This is a genomic window from Tardiphaga sp., assembly GCF_025356345.1.
GTDB lineage: Bacteria > Pseudomonadota > Alphaproteobacteria > Rhizobiales > Xanthobacteraceae > Tardiphaga.
Genome location: NZ_JANXTC010000237.1, coordinates 1 through 8,093, shown reverse-complemented (window position 1 = coordinate 8,093; position 8,093 = coordinate 1). Strand labels below are relative to the sequence as shown.

The window sequence follows — 8,093 nt, the reverse complement described above, 5'->3', positions numbered from 1 at the left end:
CCCGTTCAGCGCCATCGGCAAGGAGATCGATGCCTGTCCGCTGGTCGAGGCGGTCGATGCCATCGTGATCGATTTTCACGGCGAGGCGACCAGCGAGAAGCAGGGCATGGGCTATTTCTGCGACGGCCGCGTCAGCCTGGTGGTGGGCACCCACACCCATGTGCCGACCGCCGATCACCAGATCCTGGCCGGCGGCACCGCCTACATGACCGACGCCGGCATGACCGGCGATTATGATTCCGTGATCGGCATGCAGAAAGAAGAGCCGGTGCGGCGCTTCACCACCGGCATTCCGTCCGGCCGCTTCGAGCCGGCCTATGGCCCGGCGACCATGAGCGGCGTCGCGGTGGAAACCGACGACAGGACCGGCCTGGCCCTGAAGATCGCCCCGGTGCGGTTGGGTGGCCGGCTGTCGCAGACGGTGCCGGAGTTCTGGGTGAGTCACTAGGCGATGCGCCCTGGTCGATATTTTAGGCCTTGCCTCTGCCAGGCTTTTTTACGGCACCACATAAAACTGCGCCAAAGCTAATTGCGTGTTAGTTCACTAAAGACATCCTCTGATTGTTTTTTGGCGTTGCCCGCGCGCTACAGACGTTGAATTGAATCGTCCTTAGGTTGCGTCAATTGATGACGCGTCCCTAACCGGAGATTCTGATGAAAGTACATTTGATCGTCCCGGCCGTTCTCGTCGGGCTTGGCATCGGTAGCGCCGCCGCAGCCGATCTCGCTGCAAGGTCCTATACCAAGGCTCCGGCGATGGCAGTGGTCTATGACTGGACCGGGTTCTATATCGGCGGCAACGCCGGCTATAGTTGGGGGCGTGCCAAATCCGACGGCACGCTGACCGGCACGCAGAATGTGAGCGTCTTCCGTACCGCCGGTCCTACCCTCGTCAGTTCGGTCAACAGCGTGCTTGCCGCGGCGCCGCTGATTGGACGCGCCAACGTCAATGGCTTCGTCGGCGGAGGCCAGGCTGGCTACAATTGGCAGTCCGGTCGCTTTGTCTACGGTCTCGAGGCCGACATTCAGGGCAGTGACGAACACGGCTCCGGCGATATCTGCACGGCGGCGGGCTGCCCTGCGGGCACGGCGCTGGTCACGGCCAACCATAAGCTCGAATGGTTTGGAACGGTGCGCGGCCGGGTCGGCATTCTGCCGATGGATCGCCTGCTGCTGTATGTCACCGGCGGTCTCGCCTATGGCGAGGTATCTTCGAATATCGCCGTGCCGGCGGTGGCATGGTCGGCGACCAAGGCGGGCTGGACAGTAGGTGCCGGCGGAGAATACGCCATCGACAACCACTGGTCGGTCAAGCTCGAATATCTCTACATGGATCTCGGCAATGTCGGCAGTTCGTCGGGGGCGGGGACGACGGTGACTAACGTCCTCAACACACCGCAGATCGCTTTCAACACCGTGACTACCACGGCCTTGAGCGGCAGCGGCGGCACCAGCTTCACCGACCATATCCTGCGGGTCGGCGTGAACTACAAGTTCGGCGGTCCGGTCGTCGCGCGATATTGATTAACCCGAACACGTGTCTTCAACCGGAGCCCGGCCTCGCGCCGGGCTCTTGCGTGAGAGCCCGGTGCGCTGCCGATCCGTGGCAAAGTCGCTGCAGTTCTTGCCGGTCAGCAACCTACGTTCGGGGCACAGCAGCGCTGGTCGGTTCCGCCCCTTGGCCGTCTAAAGGCTTCCCTGAAAACGGCAGAGCGGGGTAAGTACACGGTTCAATTGTCTAGCGGCGGCGTTTCCCGCGCTCGACCATCCTACAATTTATACGCCGTGCGAAACCCGCCCCAGTGCCGTCCCAGCACGCGCACCGGCACGTCGATCTCGCGCATCATCACGGTGACGCCGCCGCCCATGTCGCGGGCGTAGCTCTGGATCAGATAGGCGCGGGTGTTGCGGCCGGCGGCAAGGCCAGCGGGATCGTTGAAGATGCGGCGGTTGCGGCAGTTGGCGGTATTGAACGCGACGTCTCCCGGGCGCTGCGGCTTGGAATAGATGCTGTTATGGACCGGCAAATAGCCGTTGCGGTCGATCATGGCGCAGAACGCCATCCGCGGATCGGTCGCCAGCAACGCGTCCTGGTACGCCGGCAGCGCGCGGTCGGCCCAGTCCAGGATTCTGGTGCGATACTGCGGCGGATCGGAGCCGCCGATCGCGACGTAGTTCTCGTCGAACATGTCGTCGAGGCGGATCGCGCCGGAGGCTACGCCTTCCGCGAAAATCTTGTTGAGCGCCGCGCCGGCGTCGATGGCCCGGGTGACGAATTCGGTGTTCTCGTCGTGGATCGCCCATAATTTATCCTCGATGCGGCCGCGCAGTCCGGCGTCCGGCACCACGAACGCCGCCCGGGCGCCGGCTGTCGAATGCTCGATGACCCGCAGCCGGCAGGCCCCGATATCGGCGATGTCGGCGCTGAGGATCTCGTTCAGCGCCAGCGCCGCAGCGTCGGCGCCGCCGATCAGGACGCCCTCCATCGAAATCTCATAGACCGGGGCGGTGCGTTTGCCGCCGCGCACCGGCAACTCGATCCGCAGATGACAGGGCAGCCGCTCACGCCGGCGTTCGTCCTCGCGCTCGCTCTGCCGCAGCAGCAGCGCGCAGCGCGCCTTCAGCTTCGCGGCGAAGCTCGTCACCGCCTGGCCGGCCTGCGCCACGCTCTCGCCATGGGCCGCCGCTTCCCGCGCCGCGCCGTCGATCTCGGCGGCGCTGGCGCCGACCGAGACGATGAATTGCGAGGCCGAGGCGGCGTTGCTGGCCATCTCGCCGGTGGTGGCGTTCTGCTCGGCCACCGCGTCGTTGACATGGGCGAATACCGGGCGGATCGCCTCGATCGCCAGCGAGATGCGGTGCACGGCATCGACCGAACTGGCGGCGTCGCGCCGCAGCGCGTCGATCTTGCCGCCGATCTCCTTGGTGGCATCCTGGGTCTGCACCGCCAGGGCCTTCACTTCCGTCGCCACCACGGCGAAGCCGCGGCCGGAGGCGCCGGCCCGCGCCGCCTCGATGGTGGCGTTGAGCGCCAGCATCGTGGTCTGGCGGGCGATCTGCGCGATCAGATTGACCACGGTGCCGATCGCCGCCGAGGATTCGCGCAGACGATCGACATTGACGCTGGCCTCGTGCGCCGCGGCGCCGGCCTCATCCGCCAGCCGGCTGGCATCGCGGACCTGCGCGCCGATGCCTTCGGCGGAGTGGGTGAATTTGTCGGCGGCCTGCGAGAAGCTGGCGGCGGTGGATTGCGCGGCGTGGGTGCGCTCGGCCAGCGTATCGGTGCGGTCGCGGATCGCGGTCAGCGTGGTCGCGGTGGACTGCGCGCCGCCGGCCACCGAGGTCGCCGCGCGCTCCAGTTGCCGGATCAGCGCGCCGAGTTCGAGCTCCAGCAATTCCAGGATATCGCGCGCCGAATCGGCCTCGATGGCCGGCGCGATTTTCACGGCGGGCACAGCAGGTGCGATTTCCAGCGCCGCGGCGGCGGGCTGCCTGCGAAACAATCCAAAGGCCATGACGGGTTCCGCTACGGAATGCTGCGATGCAATCTATGCGGGTATTGTTGCACCGAGGCGTGAAGTCATGGTTAACGATGTGTGGCGCGGCCGGTACCGCCATGGGGCAATGGCGCGGCATTTTTGATTTTACCGGGCTCGCGGCCTATAAATCCGCGCCCCACCCCGACAGTTCAGACGATTCCGAGAGAGACCGCATGGCCGGACATTCCCAGTTCAAGAACATCATGCACCGCAAGGGCCGGCAGGATGCCCAGAAGTCAAAGCTGTTCTCCAAGCTGGCGCGGGAAATCACCGTCGCGGCCAAGATGGGGACGCCCGATCCCAGCATGAATGCGCGGCTGCGCGCCGCGATGACCGCCGCCCGCCAGGAAAACATGCCGCGCGACAATATCGAGCGCGCCGTCAAGAAGGCGATCGGCTCCGACGGCGAAAACTATGACGAGATTCGTTACGAGGGCTATGGCTCCGGCGGCGTCGCGGTGATCGTGCAGGCGCTGACCGACAACCGCAACCGCGCCGCCTCCGACATCCGCTCCTATTTCACCAAATCCGGCGGCAATCTCGGCGAAACCGGCTCGGTGTCGTTCATGTTCGACCATGTCGGCATCATCGAATACGACGCCGCGAAAGCCTCGGCCGACGACATGCTGGAAGCCGCGATCGAGGCCGGCGCCGACGACGTGATCTCCGGCGAAGGCGGCCACGAAATCTACGCCTCGCAGGAAACCTTTCGCGAGGTGGCCAAGGCGCTGGAGACCCGTTTCGGCGAAGCGCGGAAGGCCGAGCTGACCTGGAAGCCGCACAACACCGTCCCGGTCGACGACGAGACCGGCGAGAAGCTGTTGAAGCTGATCGACCTGCTCAACGAGCATGACGACGTCCAGAACGTCTATGCCAATTTCGAAGTGTCCGACGCGCTGGTCGCGAAGATGGGCGGCTGAACGTGTCCCGGACGCGCCGCGGCATTCTTATGCCGCTGCGCGGATCCGGGATCCCGGTTGTGCTGGTGAAGATGCCGGGCCCCGAATGCAGCGCACCACGCCCGAAGCGGGCGCGTTGCGCTGCATCCGGGGAACGAGCCACTTTCACCGTGCATCCCTCTCTGTTGCTATTTTGTTCTTAAGCTTTCGGCGTTATGACATGCGCCATGACAACATCCTCGATTCGCCAACCGGTCCGTATTCTGGGCATCGATCCGGGCCTGCGCCGCACCGGCTGGGGGGTCATCGAGATCGACGGCAACCGGCTGACCTATATCGGTTGCGGGTCGGTCGAGCCGGCCGATACGCTGCCGCTGGCCAGCCGGCTGCTCGGTATTCATGAGGGCCTCGCCAGGGTGATGGGCGATTTCCAGCCGATGGAAGCGGCGGTGGAGAATACTTTCGTCAACAAGGACGGCGTCGCCACGCTGAAGCTCGGGCAGGCGCGCGGCATCGCCATGATGACGCCGGCGATGTTCGGCATTTCCGTCGCCGAATACGCGCCGAACCAGGTCAAGAAGACCGTGGTCGGCGCCGGCCATGCCGACAAGAACCAGATCCAGATGATGCTGAAAATCCTGCTGCCGAAGGCCGAGCCGAAAACCGCCGACGCCGCCGACGCGCTGGCGATCGCCATTACGCACGCGCATCACCGCCAGAGCACGCTGCTGCGGCTGAGGGTGGTGGGAGCATGATCGGCAAGCTCAAGGGCCTGATCGATTCCTATGGCGAGGACTATGTGATCCTCGATGTGCAGGGCGTCGGCTATCAGGTGCATTGCTCGGCGCGCACGTTGCAGGCGCTGCCGAAGCCCGGCGAGGCCGCGGTACTCTCGATCGAGACCTATGTCCGCGAGGACGCCATCCGCCTGTTCGGCTTCCGCTCCGATCAGGAGCGCGAATGGTTCCGGCTGCTGCAGACGGTGCAGGGCGTCGGCGCCAAGGTGGCGCTGGCGGTGCTGTCGACGCTGCCGCCGGCCGATCTCGCCAATGCCATCGCGCTGCGCGACAAGGCGGCGATCGCGCGCACCGTCGGCGTCGGCCCGAAAGTCGCCGAGCGTATCGTCACCGAATTGAAGGACAAGGCGCCGGCCTTTGCGAGCGTCGATACCGCTCTGGTCAATCTCTCCGGCGCGATCGAGGACAACACCGCGCCGCGCCCGGTGTCGGATGCGATTTCGGCGCTGGTCAATCTCGGCTACGGCGCGCCGCAGGCCGCCGCTGCCATCGCCGGCGCCGCGCGGATCGCGGGAGAGGGCGCCGAGACCGCGATGCTGATCCGGCTTGGCCTGAAAGAGCTCGCCAAGTGACCGCGCGCCGCCCGCTTCGTGGTAAGCTCCTCGGATGAATCCACCGACCCGCCTGATCACCCCCGAACGCCGCGGCGATGACATCGGCGACACCACGTTGCGCCCGCAGAACCTGTCCGAATTCGTCGGCCAGCAGCAGGCCCGTGCCAATCTGCAGATTTTCATCGACGCCGCCCGCAAGCGCAATGAGGCGCTCGACCATGTTCTGTTCGTAGGCCCCCCCGGCCTCGGCAAGACCACGCTGGCGCAGATCGTCGCGCGCGAGCTTGGCGTCGGCTTTCGCGCCACCTCCGGCCCGGTGATTGCCAAGGCCGGCGATCTCGCCGCGCTACTGACCAACCTCGAAGAACGCGACGTGCTGTTCATCGACGAGATCCATCGCCTCAGCCCGGCGGTGGAAGAAGTGCTGTATCCGGCGATGGAGGATTTTCAGCTCGACCTGATCATCGGCGAGGGCCCGGCGGCGCGCTCGGTCAAGATCGAACTGGCCAAGTTCACTCTGGTCGGCGCCACCACCCGCGCCGGCCTGCTCACCAACCCGCTGCGCGACCGGTTCGGCATTCCGGTGCGGCTGAACTTCTACACCGTGGAAGAGCTGGAAAAGATCGTCAGCCGCGGCGCCCGCGTGCTGGAGATCGGCATCACGCCGGATGGCTCCAACGAGATCGCGCGCCGCGCGAGGGGCACGCCGCGCATCGCCGGCCGGCTGTTGCGCCGGGTGCGCGATTTTGCCTCCGCGGCCGACGCCTCCGCGATCGACCGCAAGATCGCCGACCACGCGCTGTCGGCGCTGGAAGTCGACAGCGCCGGGCTGGACGCGATGGACCGGCGTTATCTCACCACCATCGCGATGAACTATGGGGGCGGCCCGGTCGGCGTCGAGACCATGGCCGCGGCACTGTCGGAGCCGCGCGACGCCATCGAGGACATCATCGAGCCGTTCCTGATCCAGTGCGGCTATCTGCAGCGCACCCCGCGCGGAAGGCTGCTGACGTCGCATGCGTTCAAACATCTCGGGCTCAACGAGCCGAAGCGCGATGCCAGCCAGATCGGGCTGTTCGGGGCGGACGAGGACTAGGTTTATTTGCTCTGGATTTCCGCTATAATGCGAGCATGAGCCTTACAATCGAAAAAGCCATCGAGGCCCTCGAGGCGATGCCGGATGAGATGCGCGAAAGTGCCGTCGCACATCTCGTCAGGCAGGTCGAGAAATTCAAGGCGTTGAAGAGCGCCATCGATGAAGGCATGGCCGATGTCGAAGCCGGTCGTGTCTTCCCTTGGGATCCCGAGGATATCTGGCAGCGGGCCAAGCTCCAGCAATAGCCGCCATGATGGATCTTGTCGTCACCGGCCGGGCACAAGCCGAAATCACAGCTGCGGTTGGCTATCGTGCCGAGCGAAATGCCTTGGTTGCCCGGCAACTTCTTGATGATTTTACGCGCCGCTTCGATGACCTCAGACGGTTCCCTATGATGGGCCGAAGCCGAAGCGATCTTCGCCCTGATTTGCGCGCACTTCTGATCGAAAACTATATCGCATTCTATTTTGTCGAGCCTGAGCAGATCGTCATCGTTCGCGTTCTCGATGGCCGGATGAACGTCGAACAAGAGTTTTCTGAATGACCTCCCATCTCGACGGCGCCATCAATGATGGCCTGCATCGCATGCAGGTGCGTGTCTATTATGAAGACACGGATTTTTCGGGCATCGTCTACCACGCCAACTACCTGCGCTTCATGGAGCGCGGCCGCACCAATTATCTGCGGCTGCTCGGCGCCGACCAGCGCGCGCTGTTCGCCGAGGCCGCGAGCGAGGCGCCGGGCTTTGCCTTCGTGGTGCGCGCGATGACGCTGGAATATCTCAAGCCGAGCCGGATGGACGACCTCCTGGAGATCGTGACCCGGCCGCTCGACATCCGGGGCGCCTCGATCACGCTCGGCCAGGAGGTGCGGCGCGGCGACGAACTGCTGCTCGAGGCAAAAGTAAAGGTGGCGTTCGTGTCCGGTGGCCGCGCCAGGCCGATCCCGAAGGCTTTGCGCATCGCCATGAAGGCCGATCAGCTTTAGCAATCGGCCGATAGGCAGCGCGCCATCGACGCGCCGGTTGGCGCTGCTACAATCCTGCAAACAACAGGGAGATCAGCATGTCGCGACCGCCATTGCCGCCGTTCACGCAAGAGACCGCCGCGCAAAAAGCCCGGCTGGCGGAGGACGCGTGGAATTCGCGCGATCCGGTCAAAGTGTCGCTGGCCTATACCGAGGACAGCGTGTGGCGCAACCGCGGCGAG

11 protein-coding genes are annotated in these 8,093 nt (G+C 65.0%); 10 read left to right on the top strand and 1 reads right to left on the bottom strand.

Translation table 11 applies throughout. The features are described from left to right. Together Q0S16_RS14445 and Q0S16_RS14440 are read left to right on the top strand one after the other, a co-directional pair. A partial coding sequence (locus tag Q0S16_RS14445) for a YmdB family metallophosphoesterase (RefSeq protein WP_295849378.1) occupies positions 1-448 on the top strand: 448 nt, incomplete at its 5' end. A 206-nt stretch (positions 449-654) separates the two neighbouring features. Continuing rightward, the gene (locus Q0S16_RS14440) at positions 655-1,524 is read left to right on the top strand and encodes an outer membrane beta-barrel protein (RefSeq protein WP_295849376.1); all 870 of its coding nucleotides are present in this window, start codon (positions 655-657) and stop codon (positions 1,522-1,524) included. Between the two features lie 245 nt (positions 1,525-1,769). Here Q0S16_RS14440 and Q0S16_RS14435 read toward each other — a convergent pair whose 3' ends face one another. After that, positions 1,770-3,515, bottom strand: coding sequence for a methyl-accepting chemotaxis protein (locus Q0S16_RS14435; protein WP_295849374.1), 1,746 nt, complete (start codon positions 3,513-3,515; stop codon positions 1,770-1,772). Between the two features lie 197 nt (positions 3,516-3,712). Here Q0S16_RS14435 and Q0S16_RS14430 point away from each other — a divergent pair, with 197 nt between their 5' ends. The 8 genes from Q0S16_RS14430 to Q0S16_RS14395 form a co-directional block, all read left to right on the top strand. Next, positions 3,713-4,459: a YebC/PmpR family DNA-binding transcriptional regulator gene (locus Q0S16_RS14430; RefSeq protein WP_295849372.1), complete on the top strand. Its 747-nt coding sequence runs from the start codon at positions 3,713-3,715 to the stop codon at positions 4,457-4,459. A gap of 206 nt (positions 4,460-4,665) precedes the next feature. Then, entirely contained in the window at positions 4,666-5,193 is a 528-nt protein-coding gene (gene ruvC / locus Q0S16_RS14425) for a crossover junction endodeoxyribonuclease RuvC (RefSeq protein WP_295849368.1), read from the top strand. Then, a complete protein-coding gene (gene ruvA, locus Q0S16_RS14420) occupies positions 5,190-5,807 on the top strand; it encodes a Holliday junction branch migration protein RuvA (protein ID WP_295849366.1) in 618 nt (205 codons plus the stop codon). The genes ruvC and ruvA overlap by 4 nt, the downstream gene beginning before the upstream one ends. A 34-nt stretch (positions 5,808-5,841) precedes the next feature. Then, positions 5,842-6,885 carry a Holliday junction branch migration DNA helicase RuvB gene (ruvB, locus tag Q0S16_RS14415; protein WP_295849362.1) on the top strand — a complete coding sequence of 348 codons (1,044 nt, stop codon included), beginning with the start codon at positions 5,842-5,844 and terminating at the stop codon, positions 6,883-6,885. Between the two features lie 35 nt (positions 6,886-6,920). Beyond that, complete coding sequence (locus Q0S16_RS14410) at positions 6,921-7,130, top strand: hypothetical protein (RefSeq protein ID WP_295849359.1); 210 nt, start codon at positions 6,921-6,923, stop codon at positions 7,128-7,130. A 5-nt stretch (positions 7,131-7,135) separates the two neighbouring features. Beyond that, positions 7,136-7,429 (top strand): type II toxin-antitoxin system RelE/ParE family toxin, encoded by a 294-nt coding sequence (locus Q0S16_RS14405; RefSeq protein WP_295849355.1) that lies wholly within the window; start codon positions 7,136-7,138, stop codon positions 7,427-7,429. Continuing rightward, positions 7,426-7,872, top strand: a complete 447-nt coding sequence (ybgC, locus tag Q0S16_RS14400) for a tol-pal system-associated acyl-CoA thioesterase (RefSeq protein ID WP_295849353.1) — start codon at positions 7,426-7,428, stop codon at positions 7,870-7,872. The genes Q0S16_RS14405 and ybgC overlap by 4 nt, the downstream gene beginning before the upstream one ends. Before the next feature lie 77 nt (positions 7,873-7,949). Continuing rightward, the coding region (locus Q0S16_RS14395) for a DUF1348 family protein (protein ID WP_295849381.1) at positions 7,950-8,093 on the top strand (144 nt) is incomplete at its 3' end.

Bases quoted from the DNA above. Each gene is read 5' to 3' on its own strand.
- Q0S16_RS14440 (WP_295849376.1), top strand. From the start codon at position 655: ATGAAAGTACATTTGATCGTCCCGGCCGTTCTCGTCGGGCTTGGCATC.
- Q0S16_RS14435 (WP_295849374.1), bottom strand. From the start codon at position 3,515: ATGGCCTTTGGATTGTTTCGCAGGCAGCCCGCCGCCGCGGCGCTGGAA.
- Q0S16_RS14430 (WP_295849372.1), top strand. From the start codon at position 3,713: ATGGCCGGACATTCCCAGTTCAAGAACATCATGCACCGCAAGGGCCGG.
- ruvC (WP_295849368.1), top strand. From the start codon at position 4,666: ATGACAACATCCTCGATTCGCCAACCGGTCCGTATTCTGGGCATCGAT.
- ruvA (WP_295849366.1), top strand. From the start codon at position 5,190: ATGATCGGCAAGCTCAAGGGCCTGATCGATTCCTATGGCGAGGACTAT.
- ruvB (WP_295849362.1), top strand. From the start codon at position 5,842: ATGAATCCACCGACCCGCCTGATCACCCCCGAACGCCGCGGCGATGAC.
- Q0S16_RS14410 (WP_295849359.1), top strand. From the start codon at position 6,921: ATGAGCCTTACAATCGAAAAAGCCATCGAGGCCCTCGAGGCGATGCCG.
- Q0S16_RS14405 (WP_295849355.1), top strand. From the start codon at position 7,136: ATGATGGATCTTGTCGTCACCGGCCGGGCACAAGCCGAAATCACAGCT.
- ybgC (WP_295849353.1), top strand. From the start codon at position 7,426: ATGACCTCCCATCTCGACGGCGCCATCAATGATGGCCTGCATCGCATG.